At 65.9% G+C, this 19,904-nt stretch carries 20 protein-coding genes; 8 read left to right on the forward strand and 12 right to left on the reverse strand.

Features of this window, described 5'->3' with window-relative positions; all coding sequences use genetic code 11:
- The 3 genes from GVL12_RS13015 to GVL12_RS13025 are packed head-to-tail and all read right to left on the reverse strand — an operon-like array spanning nucleotide 1 to nucleotide 3,853.
- On the reverse strand, nucleotides 1-1,713 hold the full coding sequence (locus GVL12_RS13015; RefSeq protein ID WP_200843728.1) for a putative 2-aminoethylphosphonate ABC transporter permease subunit: 1,713 nt from the start codon (nucleotides 1,711-1,713) through the stop codon (nucleotides 1-3).
- A 5-nt stretch (nucleotides 1,714-1,718) separates the two neighbouring features.
- Complete coding sequence (locus tag GVL12_RS13020; RefSeq protein ID WP_159914611.1) at nucleotides 1,719-2,810, reverse strand: putative 2-aminoethylphosphonate ABC transporter ATP-binding protein; 1,092 nt, start codon at nucleotides 2,808-2,810, stop codon at nucleotides 1,719-1,721.
- Between the two features lie 5 nt (nucleotides 2,811-2,815).
- The gene (locus tag GVL12_RS13025) at nucleotides 2,816-3,853 is read right to left on the reverse strand and encodes a putative 2-aminoethylphosphonate ABC transporter substrate-binding protein (RefSeq protein WP_159914613.1); all 1,038 of its coding nucleotides are present in this window, start codon (nucleotides 3,851-3,853) and stop codon (nucleotides 2,816-2,818) included.
- Between the two features lie 153 nt (nucleotides 3,854-4,006).
- Between GVL12_RS13025 and GVL12_RS13030 the strand changes: the two genes are divergently transcribed.
- From GVL12_RS13030 to GVL12_RS13040, 3 genes are read left to right on the forward strand one after another with little or no spacing between them, the layout of a single operon-like run.
- Entirely contained in the window at nucleotides 4,007-4,759 is a 753-nt protein-coding gene (locus tag GVL12_RS13030) for a phosphonate utilization associated transcriptional regulator (protein WP_159914615.1), read from the forward strand.
- A gap of 2 nt (nucleotides 4,760-4,761) precedes the next feature.
- Nucleotides 4,762-5,328 carry a phosphonate degradation HD-domain oxygenase gene (locus GVL12_RS13035; RefSeq protein ID WP_159914617.1) on the forward strand — a complete coding sequence of 189 codons (567 nt, stop codon included), beginning with the start codon at nucleotides 4,762-4,764 and terminating at the stop codon, nucleotides 5,326-5,328.
- On the forward strand, nucleotides 5,325-6,194 hold the full coding sequence (locus tag GVL12_RS13040; RefSeq protein ID WP_159914619.1) for an EamA family transporter: 870 nt from the start codon (nucleotides 5,325-5,327) through the stop codon (nucleotides 6,192-6,194). Before GVL12_RS13035 ends, GVL12_RS13040 begins: the two co-directional genes overlap by 4 nt.
- Before the next feature lie 56 nt (nucleotides 6,195-6,250).
- On the opposite strand, the gene ppk2 is transcribed toward GVL12_RS13040, so the two are convergent.
- Nucleotides 6,251-7,093 (reverse strand): polyphosphate kinase 2, encoded by an 843-nt coding sequence (gene ppk2 / locus GVL12_RS13045; protein WP_159914621.1) that lies wholly within the window; start codon nucleotides 7,091-7,093, stop codon nucleotides 6,251-6,253.
- Between the two features lie 305 nt (nucleotides 7,094-7,398).
- Here ppk2 and GVL12_RS13050 point away from each other — a divergent pair, with 305 nt between their 5' ends.
- Nucleotides 7,399-7,590, forward strand: coding sequence for a hypothetical protein (locus GVL12_RS13050; RefSeq protein WP_159914623.1), 192 nt, complete (start codon nucleotides 7,399-7,401; stop codon nucleotides 7,588-7,590).
- A gap of 29 nt (nucleotides 7,591-7,619) precedes the next feature.
- The gene (locus GVL12_RS13055) at nucleotides 7,620-8,612 is read left to right on the forward strand and encodes a tripartite tricarboxylate transporter substrate binding protein (RefSeq protein ID WP_159914625.1); all 993 of its coding nucleotides are present in this window, start codon (nucleotides 7,620-7,622) and stop codon (nucleotides 8,610-8,612) included.
- A 13-nt stretch (nucleotides 8,613-8,625) separates the two neighbouring features.
- On the opposite strand, the gene GVL12_RS13060 is transcribed toward GVL12_RS13055, so the two are convergent.
- Nucleotides 8,626-9,657, reverse strand: coding sequence for an AraC family transcriptional regulator (locus tag GVL12_RS13060; protein ID WP_159914627.1), 1,032 nt, complete (start codon nucleotides 9,655-9,657; stop codon nucleotides 8,626-8,628).
- Nucleotides 9,658-9,772: 115 nt separating this feature from the next.
- Here GVL12_RS13060 and GVL12_RS13065 point away from each other — a divergent pair, with 115 nt between their 5' ends.
- The 3 genes from GVL12_RS13065 (at nucleotide 9,773) to GVL12_RS13075 (ending at nucleotide 12,378) form a co-directional block, all read left to right on the forward strand.
- Nucleotides 9,773-10,681, forward strand: a complete 909-nt coding sequence (locus tag GVL12_RS13065; RefSeq protein WP_235033862.1) for a TauD/TfdA family dioxygenase — start codon at nucleotides 9,773-9,775, stop codon at nucleotides 10,679-10,681.
- A gap of 7 nt (nucleotides 10,682-10,688) precedes the next feature.
- Nucleotides 10,689-11,318, forward strand: coding sequence for an alpha/beta hydrolase (locus GVL12_RS13070; RefSeq protein ID WP_159914629.1), 630 nt, complete (start codon nucleotides 10,689-10,691; stop codon nucleotides 11,316-11,318).
- A gap of 61 nt (nucleotides 11,319-11,379) precedes the next feature.
- Nucleotides 11,380-12,378, forward strand: coding sequence for a tripartite tricarboxylate transporter substrate binding protein (locus tag GVL12_RS13075; protein WP_200843729.1), 999 nt, complete (start codon nucleotides 11,380-11,382; stop codon nucleotides 12,376-12,378).
- Nucleotides 12,379-12,430: 52 nt separating this feature from the next.
- Here GVL12_RS13075 and GVL12_RS13080 read toward each other — a convergent pair whose 3' ends face one another.
- The 7 genes from GVL12_RS13080 to GVL12_RS13110 form a co-directional block, all read right to left on the reverse strand.
- Nucleotides 12,431-12,757 (reverse strand): Rieske 2Fe-2S domain-containing protein, encoded by a 327-nt coding sequence (locus tag GVL12_RS13080; protein WP_159914633.1) that lies wholly within the window; start codon nucleotides 12,755-12,757, stop codon nucleotides 12,431-12,433.
- Between the two features lie 12 nt (nucleotides 12,758-12,769).
- Nucleotides 12,770-13,828: a 3-keto-5-aminohexanoate cleavage protein gene (locus GVL12_RS13085; protein ID WP_159914635.1), complete on the reverse strand. Its 1,059-nt coding sequence runs from the start codon at nucleotides 13,826-13,828 to the stop codon at nucleotides 12,770-12,772.
- Nucleotides 13,829-13,973: 145 nt separating this feature from the next.
- On the reverse strand, nucleotides 13,974-15,530 hold the full coding sequence (locus GVL12_RS13090) for an acetolactate synthase large subunit (protein WP_159914637.1): 1,557 nt from the start codon (nucleotides 15,528-15,530) through the stop codon (nucleotides 13,974-13,976).
- A 96-nt stretch (nucleotides 15,531-15,626) separates the two neighbouring features.
- Nucleotides 15,627-16,727, reverse strand: coding sequence for a porin (locus GVL12_RS13095; protein ID WP_159914639.1), 1,101 nt, complete (start codon nucleotides 16,725-16,727; stop codon nucleotides 15,627-15,629).
- Between the two features lie 90 nt (nucleotides 16,728-16,817).
- The gene (locus tag GVL12_RS13100) at nucleotides 16,818-17,810 is read right to left on the reverse strand and encodes a tripartite tricarboxylate transporter substrate binding protein (RefSeq protein ID WP_159914641.1); all 993 of its coding nucleotides are present in this window, start codon (nucleotides 17,808-17,810) and stop codon (nucleotides 16,818-16,820) included.
- Nucleotides 17,811-17,839: 29 nt separating this feature from the next.
- A complete protein-coding gene (locus GVL12_RS13105) occupies nucleotides 17,840-18,682 on the reverse strand; it encodes a TauD/TfdA family dioxygenase (protein WP_159914643.1) in 843 nt (280 codons plus the stop codon).
- 10 nt (nucleotides 18,683-18,692) lie between these two features.
- On the reverse strand, nucleotides 18,693-19,673 hold the full coding sequence (locus tag GVL12_RS13110; RefSeq protein WP_159914645.1) for a quinone oxidoreductase: 981 nt from the start codon (nucleotides 19,671-19,673) through the stop codon (nucleotides 18,693-18,695).
- Nucleotides 19,674-19,904 lie beyond the last annotated feature (231 nt).

Below are 19,904 nucleotides of genomic sequence, written 5' to 3' on the forward strand. Positions count from 1 at the left end.
TCATCGCGCCGGTGCCCGCCACACCTGGGTGTGCCGGTCGACCAGCTTGCCCGCGGCCAGGTACAGCAGCGTGACCACGGCCGAGGTCGCGGCGATCAGCACCGCCATGGCCGCGGCCTGGCCGGTCTCGCCAGCTTCGTCCAGGTTGAGAATGGCCACCGAAGCCAGCTTGGTGTCGGGCGAGTACAGAAAGACCACGGCCGAGATGGTGGTCATCGCGCTGATGAAGAAGTAGCGCGACACGTCCAGCAGCACCGGCAGGCAGATCGGCAGCGTGACCCGCCAGAAAGTCTTGTAGAGCGGCACCTTGAGCGAGGCCGACACCGCCTCGAACTCGGCATCGAGCGCCTTCAAGGCCGTCACTATGGTCAGGTGCCCGGTGGTGTAGAAATGCACCACGGTGCACAGCACCATCAGCGGCAGCGTCTGGTACAGCCCGCCCAGGGGGTTGCCCGGCGCGTTGAAGAAGAAGATATAGCCCAGGCCCAGCACCAGGCCGGGCACGGCCATGGGCAGCATGGCCATCAGCCGCACCACGGGCCGCAGCATGTCCAGGCCGCGCGTCTTCTCCAGCAGATAGGCGCCGACAAACACCACCAGCGTGCCGACCACCGCGGTGCTGGCCGCGAGTTTGAGGCTGTTGACCAGCGCCTCGCCCAGCTCGGCATCGACAAGCCCGGACAGGTAATGATTCAGGCTGGGCGCGAGGTTATAGGGCCACAGCGTCGCAAACGAGGCGAACACCGCCATGCCGAACATGGCCAGAACCAGGGCGACGATGAGCAGGCAGTAGAGTGTCATGGCCGCGTCAAAGCCGCGCGACGGCTTTGGCACCAGCGCCACGGCGCGGGCCGTGAGGGTCGCGGTCTGCTTGCGCTGCACCCACCAGTCGATGCCGAAGGTCAGCACCGCGGGCAGGAGCAGCAGCAGCGCCACCACCGCGCCGCGCTGGAAATCGTGCTGGCCTATGACCAGCTTGAAGACATCGGTGGCCAGCACGTTGAAATTGCCGCCCACCACCTTGGGAATGCCGAAGTCGGTGATGACCAGCGTGAAGCACACCAGGCCTGCGGAGATCAAGCCGTACTTGGCGCCCGGCAATGTGATGGTGAAGAACTTGCGCACGGTGCTGGTGCCCAGGGCATCGGCGGCTTCGTACAGGCGCGCATCCGCGAGCGACAGCGCCGTCACGAGAATCATCAGCACATGCGGAAAGACCGCAAAGCACTCGGCCAGCACGATGCCAGGCGCGCCGTAGATGCCGGTAAAACCCAGTGCCAGCCAGAAGTCCTTGGCCACGCCCTGGTTGCCAAACCAGTAGATCAGCGAAATCGCCGACAGCAGCGAAGGCGCCAGCAGCGGCAGCAGCATCACCGTGCGCAGCAAGGGCTTGGCCGGCATGCAGCTGCGCGTGAGCGCATAGGCGAAAGTGAAGGCCAGCGGCAGGACAATGGCCGTCACCAGCAGCGACACCCAGATGCTTTGCCACAGGCTGCTCAGCAGCGCCGGCGAGCTCAGGTAGGCGGCGAAGGCGCCCCATCCCGAGCTGGTGCCGCCGTCTTGCACCTCCAGCGCCTTTGACAGGATGAGCAGCAGCGGCGCCACCAGGCCTATGCCCAGCAGCAGCACCACGGCCCACAGGCCCAGGTGGCCCACGCGCTCGTTCCAGTGCACCCGCTGGCGCAAAGGGGTCCGTCGTACGACAGCAGCCATGGCGTTCATGCGCTGGCTCCCGCGGGGAACACGCGCAGCCGGTCGGCGCGCAGCGCGAAACGCACGCGCGCGCCTTCGCGCACGCCGAATTCGTCCATCTGGTTGAGCGAATACTGCAATTGCAGCGGCTGGCCGGCCAGGCCTTCGACATCCACTTCGGCCAGGCAGTTTCCGCCGAGGAACTCGATATGGCGCACCGTGCCGGCGCAATGCAGCGGGTCGTCGACGTCGACCGCGCCCACCACCCGGTCCTCGGGCCGCAGGTACAGCGAAACGGCGCTGCCGGGCCGGAAATCCGCGCCCGATTGCGGCGCGCAGCGCAGACGTTTGTCGCCGCAGCGAAACCAGTGATCGCCTTCGGCCACGGCCTGCAGGCGGTTGACCTTGCCGACGAAGTCCGCGACAAAGGGCGAAGCCGGCTCGCGGTACACCTGCAGCGGCGTGCCCACCTGTTCGATCACGCCGTGGTTCATCACCACGATGCGGTCGGCCACCGACAGCGCCTCCTCCTGGTCGTGGGTCACCATGATGGTGGTCACGCCCAGGCGGCGCTGCAGCGAACGCAGCTCGTTGCGCAGGTGACCGCGCACGGTGGCGTCCAGCGCCGACAGCGGCTCGTCGAGCAGCAGCAGGCCGGGCGAAGTGGCCAGCGCGCGCGCCAGCGCAATGCGCTGCTGCTGGCCGCCGGACATCTGCGCCGGGTATTTCACGCCGCTGCCGCCCAGGCCCACCAGATGCAGCAGTTCGTCCACGCGCGCCGCTATGGACGCGCGCGACTGCCGGCCGTTGACCAGGCCGTAGCCCACGTTCTGCGCCACCGTCAGGTTGGGAAACAGCGCATACGACTGGAACATGATGCCGTAGTCGCGCTCGGCGGGCGGCGCCGTGGAAATGTCGAACCCGCCCTGCACGATGGCACCCGAAGTCTGCGCCTCCAGCCCCGCGATGATGCGCAGCAGCGTGGTCTTGCCGCAGCCCGAGGGCCCGAGAAAGCAGACAAACTCCCCCTTGCGGATGTTCAGATCGATGCTTTCCAGCGCAGTGAACGCGCCAAAGCTTTTGTGGATGCCGCGCAGCGCGAGGTAGGAGTCGTCCATGGTGCTTACTTCCTGGCCTCGGTCTTGCTGTCGTAGCGCCTGGACCACTCGGCCAGGGTCGCATCGCGGCTGGCCGCGGCCTTGTCGAAATCGAGCTTGATCAGGCGCGACTCGTAGTCGTCCGGAATGCCGGCCAGCTTGGGCGCGATGCCGGGCTGGGCGGTGATCGCGAAGTTCTTGCCGTAAAGACGCATCGCGTCCTTGGACGAAGCCCAGTTGGCGAGTTTCTTCGCGGCCTCGAGCTTCTTCGTGCCCTTGTAGATGGCGAAGCCTTCGAGGTCCCATCCCAGACCTTCCTTCGGAAACACCAGCTCGATGGGCGCGCCCTTGGCCTTGTTGGTGTGGCCGCGGTATTCGAAGGAGATGCCGGCCACGTATTCACCGGCCGCCGCCATGTTGCAGGGCTTGGAGCCGGAGTGGGTGTATTGCGCGATGTTCTGGTGCAGCGCATCCATGTACTTCCAGCCGCCGCCCTTGCCGCCGTCATCGCCCCACATCTGCAGCCAGGAAACCACATCGAGATAGCCCGTGCCGGACGACGCCGGGTTGGGCATGACCACCTGGCCCTTGAACTCGGGCTTGGTGAGGTCTTTCCAGGTGGTCGGAATCGCGATGTTGCGCTTCCTGGCCTCGACGGTGTTGAAGCACACCGTGGCGCCGAAGACATTCATGCCGAACCAGGCGGGCGGATTCTTCTTGTCGCGGTAGGCCGGCATGATGGCGTCGATGTTCAGCGGCGCATAGGGTTCGAGCATGCCGTTGCGGTCGAACAACGCCAGGCTGGTGGCGGCCACGCCCATGACGACGTCGGCCTGGGGGTTGGCCTTCTCGGCCAGCAGCTTGGCGGTGATCACGCCGGTGGAGTCGCGCACCCACTTGATCTCGATGTCCGGATGAGAAGCCACGAAGGCCTCCTGATAGGCCTTGAGCTGGTCCGTTTCCAGCGCGGTATAGACAACCAGTTGCTGCTTTTGCGCGTAAGCCGGCGCTGCGAGCACGAATCCGAGAGTGGCGGCAAGGATATGCCGGGCTGCGTATTTCATTGAGCTGCTCCAAGTGTTGAACGGGTCGAACTTTGGCGGTTGCATATGTCATGACTGTGACATTTTCTTCAAGCAAAATGCAGGCCAAGATTTGTAGATTGTTTTTCGTAGATCGTAGACAATCTACAAAACACCGATTTTTGAGAACTGCCCATGACCGTTTCAAGCCCCATCAACGACGCCATTGCACAACTGCAGGGCAACTCGCTCGCCGGTTTGGTGCACAACGAAGTCGAACGCATGATCCTGGCCGGCGAGCTGCAGCCTGGCGCCAAGCTGACCGAGTCGACCATCGCCACGCAACTGGGCGTATCGCGCGGCCCGGTGCGCGAGGCCTTTCGCATGCTCGACGAGGCCGGCCTGGTGCGCACCGAGAAGAACCGCGGCGTTTTCGTGCGCGCCATCGCGCTCGACGAAGCGCTGGAAATCTTCGAGCTGCGCGCCGTGATGGAGATGTATATCGGCCGCAAGCTCGCCGAAACCTGCACCGCCGCACAGACCAGGGCATTGCGCCAGCTGGTCGACGCCATGGACGCGGCCGCCAAGGCCGGCGATGCCCAGGCCTTTCACCGCAGCAACCTGGAGTTTCACGACAGCCTGCTGCAGCTCGCGGGCAACGCCAAGTTCACCGCCAACTACCGCCGCCTGATCAAGGAGCTGTCGCTGATCCGGCGCAAGAACCTCACCGTGGAAACCATGGTGGTCTATGCGCGCGAGCACCGGCAGATCGTCAAGGCCATCGCCGCGCGCGACGCCGAGGCCGCGGGCCGCGCCATGTTCGACCATGTGATGAACAGCCGCGAACGCACGCTGCACAACTACAGCGCCGAGCTGGCAGCGCCCGCGCCGCAGCCCGCTGCCGCGCCCGCGCGCAAGCGCGCGCTGCGCTCTGCGGCCCAGGCCTGAACATGGCACTGGCATTCGACGACATCGCCCTGCTGTTCGCACGCCACGACAGCACGCAATACAGCGGTGAGCCGGTCACCCAGACCGAACATGCGCTGCAGACCGCCTGGTTCGCCGAGCAGTCGGGCGCGCACGAGCAGCTCATCACGGCAGCGCTGCTGCATGACCTGGGCCACCTGCTGCACGACCAGGTCGACACCCCGACCGCGCGCGGCATAGACGACCTGCACCAGTTCAGCGTCCTGCCTTTTCTGCGCGGGCTGTTTGGCGAAAGAGTGCTGGACGCCATACGCTGGCATGTAGACGCCAAGCGCTATCTGTGCGCGACGCGCGCCCACTACCAGGCCGCGCTGTCGGCCGACTCCCAGCGCAGCCTGGCGCTGCAGGGCGGCGTGTTCTCGCCGGCCCAGGCCCAGGCCTTCATCGCCCGGCCGCATGCCGAAGAAGCGGTGCGGCTGCGCCTGTGGGACGACCAGGCCAAGATCAAAGCCTTGCCCACGCCGGGCCTGGACCACTATCTGGCCATCGCTGCGCGCTGCCGCCTCGGTCATATGCGCCCCCAGCCATGAGCCTGGGCGTCTTCCTGGTTCTGGCCATACTGTTCGCGGCGCTGCTGCACGCCAGCTGGAACGCGCTCATCAAGTCCGGCGGCGACAAGTCGCTGGATACCGCGCTGATCCACAGCCTGGGCGTGTTCTTCGCGCTTCCCGCCGTACTCTGGTTTGGCTTGCCGCCGGCCTCGGCCTGGCCCTTCATTGCGGCCTCGTCCCTGATCCATGTCGCCTACTATGTGGCACTGGCGGGCGCCTATCGCTACGGCGATCTGGGACTGACCTACCCCATCATGCGCGGATCGGCCCCCTTGCTGGTGGCCGTGGTGAGCGCGCTGCTGCTCGGCGAGCATTTGTCGCCACAGGCCTGGCTGGGGGTGGTCGTGCTGTCGGCGGGCGTGCTGATCGTGGGACTTGCGCGCGCCGGTCACGATGCAGCGAACGCCGGCAACCGCCGCAAGGCACTGGGCTTTGCGCTGGCCAACGCCTGCATCATCGCCAGCTACACCGTGATCGACGGCATGGGCGTGCGCGCCGCAGGCGATGCTTTTTCGTACGCCGCAGCCCTCTTCCTGTTCGACGGCCTGCCCTATATGGCACTGGTACTGTGGCGTGCGGGGCCGCGGCGCGGCGAGGCCTTGCGCTATATGCGGGCGCGCGCTCCGCTGGCCCTTGCCGGCACGGCCGCATCACTGGGCAGTTACGCCATTGCGCTGTGGGCCATGCTGCACGTACCGGTGGCCCTGGTGGCTGCCTTGCGCGAAACCTCGGTGATCTTTGCGGCACTGATAGGCACCTGGTTCCTGGGCGAACGCTTCGGCTGGGCGCGCGCAGCAGGCACTGCGCTGGTGGTCGCCGGGGTGGCGACGCTGCGCTTCAGCTAGCCGGCAGCTGTCATGGCGCCCCCCTTGCAGGGGCCCGGGCATGGCGCCGCTCTGGTTCAGCGCGCCAGGCGCTGGTCGGCGAAACAGTCCGCGGAGAATTCGAACACGATGTCCCGGTCCGGCTTGAGCAGCCCATGGTTCTTGCCGGCGTAGTCGAGCCGCAACAGGATATCGCGGATCAGGTTCAGGCGCGCCAGGCGCTTGTTGTCGGCGCGCACGATGTGCCACGGCACGGAGGCGGTATGCGTGTGCAGCAGCATTTCATCGCGCGCCGACGAGTACGCTTTCCAGTGCTTGATGGCCACGGCATCGATCGCCCCGATCTTCCACTGCTTGAGCGGGTCGCGGCGGCGGTCCTCGAGCCGGCGCTTTTGCTCGCTCTTGCTGATATCGAGGTAGTACTTGAGCAGCTTGATGCCCGAGTTGACCAGCATCTCCTCGAAGGGCCCCACCGACTGCATGAACTGCGCGTGCTGGGCCTTGGTGCAGAACCCCATGACCTTTTCCACGCCCGCGCGGTTGTACCAGCTGCGGTTGAAGAGCACGAATTCCTGGGCCGTGGGCAGGTGCGCCACGTAGCGCTGGAAGAACCAGGCGCTGCGGTCACGATCCGAAGGTGCGCCCAGCGCCACCACGCGCGTCTCGCGCGGGCTCAGGTGCTCGACGATGCGCTTGATGCTGCCATCTTTCCCGGCAGCATCACGCCCCTCGATCACGACCAGGATCTTGTCGCCACATTCGATGAAGTGGCGTTGCAGCTTGACCAGCTCGATCTGCAGCAGGTGCAGTTGCGCTTCATAGTCCTGGACTGAAATCGAATCGTCCTCGGGCGCCGCAGCCGCGCATTGCGCTTCGGAATTCTTCGATTTCTCGGATTTCCTGTGGTCTTTTTTGCCCATGGTGTCACTTTCCCGTTGCTTGCAAAAGGCCAGGACGCGGCATGACAGCCCCGTGTGGCGACGTGCTTTTCCATCCGCCAGGCGCGCGCATGCGCCGTGCGTCCCACCCACTATGACATGCCGCGCGGGTTCTGGGTGAAGGGGCACGGCGGCGCAGCTTTGCATCGGGTTTTCGCGGGGGGCGTGCGTCACGAAATGCGAAGTCGGCGACACCAAACGCCAAGTGGGGCGGGCCGGGCCCCGCGATCATGAAGCCGTCGTTGATGCCGTGCACGGCATCTGATTGCACAACCCCAGGAGACAACATGGCAAGAATCGTGAAATCTGACGCAATTGGCGGGACCGAAGTATTGCGCTTCAAAGACCTTGAGGTGGGTGAACCGGGAGCAGGCGAGGCGCGCCTGCACCATGTGGCGGCGGATCTGGAAGACGCCCCACGGACGCGCCGCGCTCCGCAAGGCCGAAAGACCAAGGATTCTTCGATCTTCGTCCTCTGAAACCGCCCTGCACTTCCCGGTGAATCATCATGAAAAATCCACTCTTGCACCTGCCCACTCTCGCGATAGCTGTGCTTTCCTCGGTCGTGGCCGTGTCTTTTGCTTCGGCCCAGGAATGGCCGACCAAGCCCATACGCATCATCGTGCCCGCACCTCCAGGCGGGATCAGCGACGGCGTCGCCCGCCTCATCGGCGAGCAGTTGCGCGTCAACCTGGGCCAGCCGGTCATCGTGGACAACAAGCCCGGCGGCTCGGCCGTCATCGCCGAGCGCGCCCTGATGAGCGCCGCCGCCGATGGCCACACCTTGATGGTCGGGCCGTCCAGTGTCTGGACCGATTTCCCGTTCTCGGTCAAGACGCCTTTCGATCCGCACAAGACGTTCACCTATGTGGCCGACGTGGCCAGCATGGTCCATGTGCTGGTCGCCAACACCAGCTACCCGCCCGACACGCCGCAGGAGATCCTTGCCCATGCGCAGCGCAACAGGAACGCGGTCAGCGTCGCCAATCTGAGCTCGGGCACGCGCTCCAATCTGCTGGGTGAATTGCTCAGCGACAAAAGCGGCCGCAACATCCTGATCGTTCCCTACAAAGGATCGGCGCCCGCCATGGTGGACTTGATCGGCAACCAGGTGCAGCTGACGTTTGAAGTGGTGAGCAACGTGGCCCCGCTGATCAAGGCCGGCAAGCTCAAGGGCCTGGCGGTGGTCTCGGCCACACGCTCGCAGCATCTGCCTGACGTGCCCAGCTTCGCGGAGCAGGGGATGAGCGATTTCGTCATGCCCGATGCCAGCGTCGGGGTCTTCGTGCTCAGCAGCATGCCTGCGGCCAGGATAGAGCAGGTCCGGCGCGAGATCGAGAACGTCATGCGCGCGCCCAGGTTCCGCGCCATGATGGCGGCCCAAGGCTATGACGCGCCCCAGGAAAGCACGTTTGAAGCGCTGCAGCAGAAAATGGCCGACACCGTGGAGCAAAACCGCAAGATCCTGCTCAGGCTCAATCTGCCGACCACGCCCCGGTGAACCTGGGAACGCATCACGGCGCAGCGTCTTTTGCGCGCTGCGCCGCCAGCGCCCTGGTACGGCTTTCCTTGGCACTCCAGCCGAACTGCAGCTGGTACCAGCGCGAGAAACTGCTGGGCGCGGTAAAGCCCAGCAGCTGCGCGACCTCCCTCAGCGACCGGCTGCCTTCCACCACATAGCGGCTCGCCTGCTCCTTGCGAATATCGTTCATCAGCGACGAGAAGCTCTGGCCTTTGTCCGTCAATCGCCGCTGCAGCGTGCGCGGCACCACGCCCAGATGCTCGCTGACTTTTTCGATGCTGCAGCGCCCGCTGGGCAGCAGCAGGAACATCGTGCGGCGCACTTCGTCGAGCATGGTTTCATCGCTGGGCTTGAGCAAGGCATCGAGCAGTTGCTGGGCATAGCGGACCATGGCCGGATCGGCGAACTCGTTGCGCGCATCGAGATCGCTCCTGGTGCAGACAATGCAATTGAATTCGAAATCGAACTCCACATGCCGGCCCAGCAGCTGGGTATGCACGCTCAGGTCACGCGGCGCCGAGTGCTCGAAGCACACGCGCCGGGGCTGCCAGTCGCGGCCTATCAGTTGGCGAATCAGGCGCACCATCACGCCCAGGGCCAGTTCCACTCTTTGGCGCGTGGGCTGGTGGGTGCTGCCCGCCATCAGCAATTCGCGGATCACCACCGTGTTGCCGTTTTCCTCGATGGACAGCGTGAGCGCGCCGTTCAGGAACGCCTGATAGCGCATCAGCAGTTTCAGCGAATCGCGCAGGCTTTGCTGGTCACGCATCAGCAGGCCCACCGCGCCCAGATTGGACAGCAGGCGCGAGCGCGCCATGCACAGGCCAAAGCTCTCGTTGCCGGACACCGTGGCCGATGCCTGCAGCAGACGCCCCACGCGCTCCACCGGAATCATCAGATCCGGCTCATCGAGCACGCTGGGACTCAAATTGGCGTCCAGCAACATGCGGACCGGGTCCAACCCCGAAGCCTGGGCGACTTCACGGTAGTTGGTCAGGCAGGCGGCACGAACAAGAGACGTCATCGGGATCAAGTCTTTGGCGTGAAATGCCAAACAGCCGTCACGTAATGAAAAGCGCAATGGGCAAAAGATTCACACACTGAAGTCATTGATTCATTCTACGTGGGAGACGAACATTATGAACGCCCTTGGAGCTGCCCCCGCACTGGTGCGTGCCGCCTCGCTGACCCGATCCATCAAGGTCAATCCACTGACCTGCACGATTGGCGCCGAACTCGGTGATGTCCATATTGGCGCGGCCGCCGAAGACGATGGGCTGCTCGCCGAAATCCGCACCCTGCTGCTCGAGCACCGCGTGCTTTTCTTTCGCGATCAGGACATCACGCGTGCCCAGCATGTGGCGTTTGCCCGCCGTTTTGGTGAATTGGAGGACCATCCCGTGGTCGGCAGCCACCCCGAGCACCGGGGCCTGGTGCAGATCTTCAAGACACCCGACAGCCCGCAGGACCGCCACGAGAACTCCTGGCATACCGACGCCACCTGGCGCGACCAGCCGCCCATGGGCTGCGTGCTGCGCTGCCTCGAATGCCCGCCGGTCGGCGGCGACACCATGTGGGTCGACATGGCCCAAGCCTACGCCCAGCTACCCGAGGACATCAAGGCGAAGATCGCCCCCCTGCGCGCGCGCCACAGCATAGAAGCCAGCTTCGGCGCCGCCATGCCGGTGGAAAAGCGGCTGGCGCTCAAGGCCCGCTACCCCGATGCCGAGCATCCGGTGGTGCGCATCCACCCCGAAACCGGCGAGAAGATCCTGTTCGTCAACGGCAGCTTCACCACGCATTTCACCAACTACAACACCCCGGCCAATGTGCGCTTCGGCCTGGACAAGGCACCCGGCTCGGCGCAACTGCTGAGCTACCTCGTGAGCCAGGCCAGCATTCCCGAATACCAGGTGCGCTTTCGCTGGAAGCCCGACAGCGTCGCCTTCTGGGACAACCGTTCGACCCAGCATTACGCCGTCATGGACTACCCGCCCTGCCATCGCAAGATGGAACGCACGGCCATCATCGGCGACCGCACTTTCTGAGACCGCCATGTCCCACGCCCCCACTTTCCTGATCGTTCCCGGCCTGCGCGACCATGTAGCAACGCACTGGCAGACACTGCTCGCCGCCGAGCTGCCAAAGGCAAGCATCGTTGCGCCGCTGGAGCGGGACAAGCTCAGTTGCGCGGCCCGCGTTGATGCCATCACCCAGGCGCTGGCCGGCATCGAGGGCCCCGTGGTCATGGTCGCGCACAGCGCCGGCTGCATGATGGTGGCGCACTGGGCGCAACAGGCCGCGTCTCAGCGGGCCCCTCAGCCGGCCGCGCCTCAGCCGGCCGCGCCTGACGACCTGCGCCGCGTCCAGGCGGCCTTGCTGGTCGCGCCCGCCGACCTGGAGACGCCCATGCCCGAAGGCTATCCCACCGTGGACCTGCTGGAGCGCCATGGCTGGCTGCCCGTGCCGCGCGCCCCCCTTCCTTTCACCAGCCTGGTCGCGGCCAGCAGCAACGACCCGCTGGCCCGGCTGGCGCGTACCCGCGGCTTCGCCAGCGACTGGGGCAGCCGCGTGGTCGAACTCGGGCCCGTCGGCCATGTGAACCCGGCGTCAGGCCACGGCCACTGGCCGCAGGCGCAGGCGCTGCTTCAGCAGTTGCTGGCGATGACCCCCAACCCCGCTTGAAACCCCGGCCCGCATGCCCTGAAAACCCATGCGCGGGCCTGTACCCCCAGGAGACAACACCATGACCCCACGACCCCCCCAAAAAAGGCATTCGATCGCCATTGCCCTGGCCATAGGTCTTGGCGCCCTCGGCGGCTGGCAGAGCGTGCTGGCGCAAGCGCCATGGCCCGGCAAGCCGATTCGCCTGCTCGTTGCCGGCCCCGCGGGCGGCACGGCCGACGCCCTGGCGCGTCTGCTGGCCGACGGCCTGCAGCACAGCCTGGGCCAGCCCGTGATCGTCGAGTCCAAACCCGGGGCATCGGGCGCCATTGCCATCCAGGAGCTGAAATCCAAAGGCCGGGATGGCTATACGTTTTTGGTGATCCAGGAAGGCACGGTCACCGAATCGCCGCTGGCCTACAAGGTCAGCTACGAGCCTTTCAAGGACTTGAAGCCCCTGGCGCAGCTGACGCGCACCGGCCTGGTCCTGGTGGCGAACAAGAAGGTACCCATCACCAACCTGCAGGAGCTGATCACCTACGGCAAGGCGCAAAAGGACGGACTGGACTTCGCGTCCTACTCGGCCGGCCTCAAGGGCCACACTTCGGGCATGCAGCTGGGCCAGCTGGCCCAGGTGAACATGCGCCACGTCGGCTACAAGGGCTCGCCGCCCGCGCTGGTCGATCTGATGGGCGGCCATGTGCCGCTGATGTTCGACGGCCTGGCCACCTCCTTGCCGCTGATCAAGTCCGGCAAGATCACGCCGATCGCCGTGGTCTATCCCACGCGCCTGTCCGAGCTGCCCGAGGTACCCACGTTCACCGAGCTGGGCTACCCGCAGATGGCCAAGGCCGGCTGGTTCGCCGTCTGGTCCCACCCGGATGCGCCCCAGGCCATACAGCAAAAACTGCGTGAGGCCGCCGTCGCGCATTTCAGGCAGGCGCCGGTGCTCGCCCGGATCCGCGCCATGGGCATGGAGCCGCCCCTGCCGCTGACCTCGGCCGAGATGACCGCCGACCTCAAGGACGGCGCCACCAGGCAGGCCGCGCTGCTCAAGTCCATCAACTACCAGCCGGAATAGGCCGCAGTCCAGGCGCCTTGTGCCTGCGCCAAGGTGCAGGCGGTCACCGCGCTCAAGCAGCGGGCGGCGGGCTCAGCCACAGCTGGCCGTCCTCCATGACGACGCCATAGGTCGGGATGCGCAGCGCCGCCGAGGCCGTGCACTGGCCGTTGCGCACATCGAAGCGCAGGCCGTGCGCGGGGCAGCTGATCAGATGGCCTTCGCAGGCGCTGGCGCTCAGCGCCGCGCCCGCGTGCGGGCAGCTGTTTTCCAGCGCAAAGAATCGACCCTGGTGGTGATAGACGACGATGGACACGCCGCCGGGCACGAAGACCAGCTTGCGAGCGCCAGGCGCCAAGGCATCTGCGCGCCCGGCAGCGATCCACTGGACATCCGCCATGGGGCGCGAGCCTCAGGCGGTCTTGCGCAAAAAGCCCTGGTTGGCGCCGCTACGGTTGGGGGCAAAGCCGTTGGCGGCCAGCGATTCTTCCACCGTGTCGTAGAACACGCCGATCTTGCTGATCTCGCGCGCCTGTTTGGCGGTGGCGATGGGGCGGCCGAAATCCAGCGACATGCGCACCAGTTGCTCGATCTGCGACACCGTGCTGGCCTTGGCGCTGCGGTCCTGGTTCCACAGGCAGTCTTCCGTGCCGCAGCGCACATGCAGGCCCGCGGCAATGCCCATCATGTTCACGGGCAGCACGTTGCGCACATTGCTTTCCACCGTCAGCACCGCGCCATCGGGCACGGCGCGCACGAAGTTGGCCAGGCTGTAGAGGCTGGGCATGTCCATGCCGCCGCCAATCGCCACCCAGTTCATCACCAGCGGGCCCATGTAGAAGCCGCGGCGCATCAGGCGCTCCACCGATTCAAAGCTGTTGATGTTGTAGCACTGGAACGCGCTCTGGATGCCGGCCTTGGTCAGGCGGCGCACATGTTCCTCGACCCAGCCCGGCTGGGCGGGCACGGTCATTTCCTTGTAGGCGTTGAAGATCGCCGGGTTCTCGCGCGACGTGCCACGGAAGTCGGCGTCCTCGGCCTGGTCGGTGACGTTCATCTGCGAGGTGTTGACGGTGACCGTCACCTGGTCGGGCACGGGGTCCAGGTCGGCCAGCATGTGGCGCGTGTCGTCGCTGAGCCACTTGGCCATTTCGCCTTCGTTCTCGGGCGCGAAGCTGATGGAGCCGCCAACCTGGATGATCATCTCGGGCACGGCCTTGCGCACCCCGGCGATCAGCTCGTTGAACTTGGACAGGCGCTTGGAGCCCTTGCCGTCCATTTCGCGCACATGCAGGTGCAGCACCGTGGCGCCGGCGTTATAGCAGTCCACGGCTTTCTGGATCTGCGCTTCCATGGTGACCGGAATGTCTTCGGGGAAGTCCGAGGGCAGCCAGCCCGGCGCATACGGCGCGGCCGTGATGATCAGGGGCTGCTGGTTTTCGGGGAACAGGTGGCCGTCGAGAAAGTTCATGTTTGTCTCCAACAAGGGGGTGGCGGACTTCGACCGCCAGGCCTGGCCGGTCGAACGCTTCAAGCACAACCACTTTAGGACGGCCCCCCCGGCAAGCAGTTGCCGGATCACGCTGCCCACTTGGCATTTCGCGCCAGCGCGGGTGCTACAGCATCGCTTCGATCAACGTCGGCCCCGGCGTGGCGTAAGAGCGGCGCAGCGCCTGGCCCAGCGACTGGAGTTCGTCCACGCGCACCGCCGGCACGCCCATGCCCTTGGCCAGGCTGGACCAGTCCAGGTCCGGGCGCTGCAGCGACAGCATGTCCTGCGCGCGCACGCTCGGCGTGCCCGCGCCCACGGCCGCGAGTTCGCCGCGCAGGATGCCGTAGGCGCGGTTGACGAAAATCACCACCGTGACGTCCAGGCTCTCGCGCGCCATGGTCCACAGCGCTTGCAGCGTATACATGCCGCTGCCGTCGCCTTCTAGCGCGAGCACGCGCCGGCCAGGAGCGGCCAGGGCCGCGCCCACGGCCGCGGGCAGCGCAAAGCCGATGGCGCCGCCGCAACTGGTCAGCCAGTCATGGGGCGCGGCCTGGGCCGTGAGCGCATCAAAGCCCCGGCCCGTGGTCATGGCCTCTTCGACGACGATGGCCTGGGCCGGCAGCGTGGCGGCCAGCGTGCGGCCTATGCCTTCGGGCGTCAGCGCGCCCGCCAATGCCGGCTGCGCCTGCTGCGCGCCCCCATGGGCCGCCGGCGCCTTGTGCGCGCCCAGCGCTGCGCACAAGGCTTGCAGGGCGTCCTGCGGCACATCTCCGGGCGTAGACAGCGTCAGGAATTCGCAGCCCGGCGCGGACAGCCGCCCGGGCTTGTTCGGGTAGGCAAAGAACGCCACCGGCGCCTTGGCGCCAACCAGAACGATGCGCTTGAACGCCGCCAGCGCCGCCAGGCCCGGCTCGACCGCATACGGCAGGCGCGGCACCTGCACGCGCCCCGCGCCGCGCTCCAGCCGCGCGGTATAGAACTCGGCGCGCACGGCGCAGCCCGTGGCCGCGACGATGCGGCCCGCGAGATCCGTGCAGGCTGCGCGCAGCGCGCGGTCGCCCAGCAGCAGCAAGGTGGACCGGGGCTCATCGCGCAGCGCCTGGACAATGCGGTCGAAATCAGCCGCGCCGTGTGACGCGGGCTCCGGAGCCACGGCTGCAACCGGCGCCGGCTCGTCGGGCACTTCGGACCAGGCCACATTGGCAGGCAGGACCAGCGTGGCGATGCGCCCCGGGCGCGCATTCGCCTGGCGCACGGCCTCGGCGCCGTCGGCCGCGATGGCATCGACGCCGGGGCTGGTGCGCACCCATTCGGACATGGGGGCCGCGATGCCATGGATATCGGAAGTCAGCGGCGCATCGAGCTGCAGATGCTCGACCGCATGGTCGCCGACGATGTTGACTATGCCCGAGCGCGCCTTTTTCGCATTGTGCAGATTGGCCAGGCCGTTGGCCAGCCCCGGGCCCAGATGGAGCAAGGTGGCGGCCGGGCGGTCCGCGATGCGGTAATAGCCGTCGGCCGCGCCCGTGACCACGGTTTCGTGCAGGCCCAGCACGCAGCGCATGCCGGCTATCTTGTCGAGCGCGGCGACAAAGTGCATCTCTGACGTGCCGGGGTTCGTGAAACACATATCGACCTGGTGGTCGAGCAGTGTGTGGACAAGCTTCTCTGCGCCGTTCATAGGAAAACCCGGTATGGAAAGTAAAACGCGGCCGCATGCGGCCGCCGCAAAATCGGCGCCCACCATCGATGATGGCCGGCGCCTTGGGCTGCAGGCTCAGAAAGCGTGGCGAATGCCCAGATCGAACCCCGATGCATTGCCGCCCGGCACCGGCACAGGGCCCTGTGCGGCGCCCGAGCTCACCGGCAGGCGCAGCGCGCCCTTGTTGGTGACATGCGCATAGGCGCCGTACAGCGTGGTGCGCTTGGACAGCGGATGCACATAGCCTATGGCCATCTTGCGCGCCGCGCTGTCGGCCGCATCATTGCGGTGCAGCTGCATGTAGCTGATGGGAATATAGCCCGTGCCCGTGGAAATCCAGGCGCCCAGCTGCCAGAAGCGGCCCCGGCTCGTGCCGGACAGCGCGGCAACGGGGATGCCGGTCTTGTTTTCGCCCACCAGCGCCATCAGGCGGTGGCCCTGCCACTGGTAGGCGCCGCCGATGTTGGTCTGCACGAAATCGCCCACGGCCGCATTCCTGGTGGTGGCGGAAGCCACGGCCACGTTGAAGTTCGCGCCGCCATAGCCCAGGCGCCAGGCATGGAGGTTGCCGTCGCGCCTGGTCGCATCGCTGGTGGAGTTCTCGCCCATCGCCACCATGCCCTGGAAGAACAGGCCCTTGCACTGGAACGTCGTGCAGCCCGGCGAGAAATAGCCCACGGAATTCGAGGCGCGAAAGCCCGTGGCCGTCGTGCCATTGAGCACATGGCCGCTCATGCCCACGCCCACACGGAAGGGGTCGAAGGCAAACAGGTTCCAGAACGCCGGCGTGTAATCACGGCCCAGGCGCAGCTGGCCCCAGTCCTTGCCTTCCAGATAGACGTAGGCCTTGCGGTTGAACGTGATGCCCCCATTGGCATTCACCGCCCCCGAAGGCTGGTTGTTGGTGTTGCTTGCCTGGCCCGTGCCGGTGTCTGCATTGAGGCCCGACTCCATTTCAAAACCGGCCCACAGGCCATCGCCCAGCGACTCGCGCGCCTTGAAGCCCAGGCGGCTGGCCTGGTTGCCGCTCGACGTCAGCATGCTGCGCGACCCCGCGCCTTCGCCGCGATAGGACGAAAGCGCCAAGTCGACCACGCCATAGACGCTCACGCCCGATTGGGCCATGGCCAGTGGGCAGGCCAGCGCCAGCGCGCTCCCCAGTATTCTTTTATTCATCGCGGTTGTCCCCTGTAAAAATTGCGCGCAGCGAACCACCAGCCATGCCGCAGGACATGGCCGTCAGTTCAAAAAACCGAAGAAAGCGCTTTATTGCGCCTGGTAATTGATCGACTTGAGCAGCGCCGCCTGCTGCTGGTGGGCCTGCTTGAGGTCGGCCATGAGCTCTTGCGACGTGGCGGCGCCAGGGGCGTCCATGCCCATGTCCCTGATGCGGTTCTGCACGGCGGCTTGCTGGAAGTGCCTGATGGTCAGATCGCGCATCTTCTTTTGCACGTCCTGCGGCGCATCGGGACGCGACCAGACGGCAAACCAGCCCGCTTGCGCCAACTGCGGGTAACCCAGTTCCTTGAACGTGGGCACTTGCGGCAATTCGGCGATCCGCGTCGGGTAGTTCACGGCAATCGCCTTGATCCTTGCGGCCTTGATCAGCGGCAGCGAGCTGGGCAGCCCGTCGAACATCAGCGGCACATGGCCGCCCATCAGATCGGTCAGCCCCGGAGGCGAGCCTTTGTAGCCCACATGCTTCATCTCCATGTGGGTCAACTGGCCCAGCAACATCCCCGAAGTGTGGCCTTTCATGCCGGTGGCGTAGGATGCGAAGTGCAGCCCCTCCTTTTGCGTCTTGGCGTACGCCAGCAGCTCCTGCAGGTTGGCTGCCGGCACATCCTTGTTGGCGACCAGCACCAGGCCCGTGCGGCTCAGCTGCGCCAGGGGCATGAGGTCCTTGAAAGGGTCGTAGTTGACCTTGTAGGCCAGCGGCGTCTCGCTCACGATGCCGCCCTGGATGACCAAAAAGGTATGGCCATCCCTGCCGTTGGCCAGCAGGTCGTTGACGCCCAGCACCCCGGCGGCGCCCGGCTTGGATTCCACGATGACGGGCTTGCCCAGTTCATTCTGCAGGCCCTCGGCCAGCAGCCGCGCCAGGGCGTCGGCGCTGCCACCGGCGGGCGCGCCCACCACCAGGCGTATGGGCTTGCTGGGCCATGGCTGCTGCGCCTGGACCTGGGAGGCCCAGCCCACGAGCCCCAACCCGGCTGCCATGGCACATCCGCGCCACCACGCACTGTTTTGTTGTTTCATGCTTGTCTCCTGTTATGGGTGTGCCCGGCTCAGAACGGCTTGTCGCCCACAATGGCGGCGCGTTCCATCTTGCGGGGGGCGGGCCAGTAGTCCTGGACCGCGTAATGCTGCGTGCAGCGGTTGTCCCACATGGCCACGCTGTTGGGCTTCCAGCGAAAGCGCACGTGGTATTCGGGGATGGTGGCCTGGCTCAGCAGGTAGTTCAGCAGCAGGCTGGCGCCCGGCGTCTTGTCCTGACCGTAGCGCACGTTGTCCGGCGTGTGGTAGTTCGCGAAATGGGTGGAGAAGCCGCAGACATAGAGAATCTTCTCGCCGGTTTCCGGGTGGGTGCGCACCACCGGGTGTTCCACCGGCGGGTGCTGCCTGCCCAGCGCCAGCCGCTTTTCTTCGGACATGATCGCGCCGAAGCCGTGCTCTATGCTGCACTTGACCTTGAGCGGTGCGATCTTCGTCTTGATGTCTTCGGGCAGGTTGCGGTAGGCCTCGCCCATGTTGACCCAGATGGTGTCGCCCCCCACCGGCGGGGACTCTATGCAGCGCAGCACGCAGCCCATGGTCGGCGTTTCGCGCCACTGGCCGTCGGTGTGAAAGCTGTTTTCGTAGTTTTCGCGCCTGTCGTTGCGGTAGATCTGCACCAGGCCCGGATGGTCGGGGTCGCTGCCGGCCACGGGGTGGTCTTCGAGCTCGCCGAAATGGCGGGCAAACGCCACATGCTCGGCGCGCGTGATGTCCTGGTCGCGAAAGAACAGCACCTTGTGCTCCAGCAGCAAGGCCTTGAGTTCATTGGCCAGACCCCGATCGCGCGACGCATCGCCCAGGCTCACGCCCGAAATTTCCGCACCGATGGTGCAGGTCAGTTGTTCGACTTTCATGGTCTGCTCCTCAGAGGCTGAACACCGAAGCGCCCACGGTCTTGCGCGATTCGAGATCGCGGTGGGCCTGCTGGGCCTGGTCCAGCGCGTAGCGCTTGTGGATGGCGATGCGGATGCGGCCGGCCGCCACATGCCCGAACAACTCCGCCAGCAGGGCCTGCTTTTCCAGCGGGTCGGCGATGTAGTCGGCCAGCGCCGGACGCGTCACGTACAGCGAACCCTTGCGTGCCAGGATGGCCGGGTCGAACGGCGCAATCGTTCCCGAGGCCGTGCCCACGCAGACCAGCAGGCCGCGGCGCTTGAGGCAGTCGAGCGAAGTCATGAACGTGTCCTTGCCCACGCTGTCGAACACCACGGACACGCCTACGCCCCCGGTGATTTCGCGCACGCGCGCCACGACATCCTCGTGGCTGTAATTGATGACGTGGTCGCAGCCGTGGGCGCGCGCCACTTCGGCCTTGGCATCGGTGGAAACCGTGCCTATCACCGTCAGGCCCAGCAGCTTGGCCCATTGGGTGAGGATGAGGCCGACACCACCGGCGGCGGCATGCAGCAAGATGGTCTCGTTGCCCTGGAACGGGTAGATGCGGCGCATCAGGTAGGCTGCGGTCAGGCCACGCATGGTGATGCAGGCGGCGGTCTCGAAATCGATGCCGTCCGGCAGCTTGATCAGCGGTGCGGCGGCAATCAGCCGCTCGCTGCTGTAGGCGCCCAGGGTGTTGGTGAAGCCGGTATAGGTCACGCGGTCGCCGACCACCACGTTGTCCACGCCCTCGCCCACGGCGGTGACCACGCCAGCGGCTTCGACACCCATGCCGCTGGGCAGGGGCACGGGATAGATGCCGGAGCGGAAATAGGTATCCGCATAGTTCAGACCGACGGCTTTTTGCTGCAGCCTTACCTGCCCCGGGCCGGGATCGCCGATGCTCACGGTCTGCAGTTGCAGGACCTCGGGGCCGCCGGTCTGCGCGAAAGTGATGATTTGTGCCATGCCTGTTTCCTTGAAGTTCATTGCGGCAAGCGCTTCACTGCGCTATCCATTGCCTGCCGCTTGGGGAAAATTCTCGGACGACACGAGGCCCGACTGCTTGACCAATTGCGACAGGCTGTTGTCCTCTCGCGCGCCAGCGGGAAACTCCCCCCAGGGTCTTCCCTGAGCTTGTATGCGCCCTCGCGCCGGCCGGTGTTTCCACCATTGACCGCTGCGGCCGGTATTGATATA

This window comes from Pantoea sp. 18069 (assembly GCF_902706035.1).
In the GTDB taxonomy this organism is placed as follows: Bacteria; Pseudomonadota; Gammaproteobacteria; order Burkholderiales; family Burkholderiaceae_C; genus Comamonas.

Excerpts from the sequence above, each read along its gene's own strand:
- GVL12_RS13015 (WP_200843728.1), bottom strand. The coding sequence starts at position 1,713 with ATGGCTGCTGTCGTACGACGGACCCCTTTGCGCCAGCGGGTGCACTGG.
- GVL12_RS13020 (WP_159914611.1), bottom strand. The coding sequence starts at position 2,810 with ATGGACGACTCCTACCTCGCGCTGCGCGGCATCCACAAAAGCTTTGGC.
- GVL12_RS13025 (WP_159914613.1), bottom strand. The coding sequence starts at position 3,853 with ATGAAATACGCAGCCCGGCATATCCTTGCCGCCACTCTCGGATTCGTG.
- GVL12_RS13030 (WP_159914615.1), top strand. The coding sequence starts at position 4,007 with ATGACCGTTTCAAGCCCCATCAACGACGCCATTGCACAACTGCAGGGC.
- GVL12_RS13035 (WP_159914617.1), top strand. The coding sequence starts at position 4,762 with ATGGCACTGGCATTCGACGACATCGCCCTGCTGTTCGCACGCCACGAC.
- GVL12_RS13040 (WP_159914619.1), top strand. The coding sequence starts at position 5,325 with ATGAGCCTGGGCGTCTTCCTGGTTCTGGCCATACTGTTCGCGGCGCTG.
- ppk2 (WP_159914621.1), bottom strand. The coding sequence starts at position 7,093 with ATGGGCAAAAAAGACCACAGGAAATCCGAGAAATCGAAGAATTCCGAA.
- GVL12_RS13050 (WP_159914623.1), top strand. The coding sequence starts at position 7,399 with ATGGCAAGAATCGTGAAATCTGACGCAATTGGCGGGACCGAAGTATTG.
- GVL12_RS13055 (WP_159914625.1), top strand. The coding sequence starts at position 7,620 with ATGAAAAATCCACTCTTGCACCTGCCCACTCTCGCGATAGCTGTGCTT.
- GVL12_RS13060 (WP_159914627.1), bottom strand. The coding sequence starts at position 9,657 with ATGACGTCTCTTGTTCGTGCCGCCTGCCTGACCAACTACCGTGAAGTC.
- GVL12_RS13065 (WP_235033862.1), top strand. The coding sequence starts at position 9,773 with ATGAACGCCCTTGGAGCTGCCCCCGCACTGGTGCGTGCCGCCTCGCTG.
- GVL12_RS13070 (WP_159914629.1), top strand. The coding sequence starts at position 10,689 with ATGTCCCACGCCCCCACTTTCCTGATCGTTCCCGGCCTGCGCGACCAT.
- GVL12_RS13075 (WP_200843729.1), top strand. The coding sequence starts at position 11,380 with ATGACCCCACGACCCCCCCAAAAAAGGCATTCGATCGCCATTGCCCTG.
- GVL12_RS13080 (WP_159914633.1), bottom strand. The coding sequence starts at position 12,757 with ATGGCGGATGTCCAGTGGATCGCTGCCGGGCGCGCAGATGCCTTGGCG.
- GVL12_RS13085 (WP_159914635.1), bottom strand. The coding sequence starts at position 13,828 with ATGAACTTTCTCGACGGCCACCTGTTCCCCGAAAACCAGCAGCCCCTG.
- GVL12_RS13090 (WP_159914637.1), bottom strand. The coding sequence starts at position 15,530 with ATGAACGGCGCAGAGAAGCTTGTCCACACACTGCTCGACCACCAGGTC.
- GVL12_RS13095 (WP_159914639.1), bottom strand. The coding sequence starts at position 16,727 with ATGAATAAAAGAATACTGGGGAGCGCGCTGGCGCTGGCCTGCCCACTG.
- GVL12_RS13100 (WP_159914641.1), bottom strand. The coding sequence starts at position 17,810 with ATGAAACAACAAAACAGTGCGTGGTGGCGCGGATGTGCCATGGCAGCC.
- GVL12_RS13105 (WP_159914643.1), bottom strand. The coding sequence starts at position 18,682 with ATGAAAGTCGAACAACTGACCTGCACCATCGGTGCGGAAATTTCGGGC.
- GVL12_RS13110 (WP_159914645.1), bottom strand. The coding sequence starts at position 19,673 with ATGGCACAAATCATCACTTTCGCGCAGACCGGCGGCCCCGAGGTCCTG.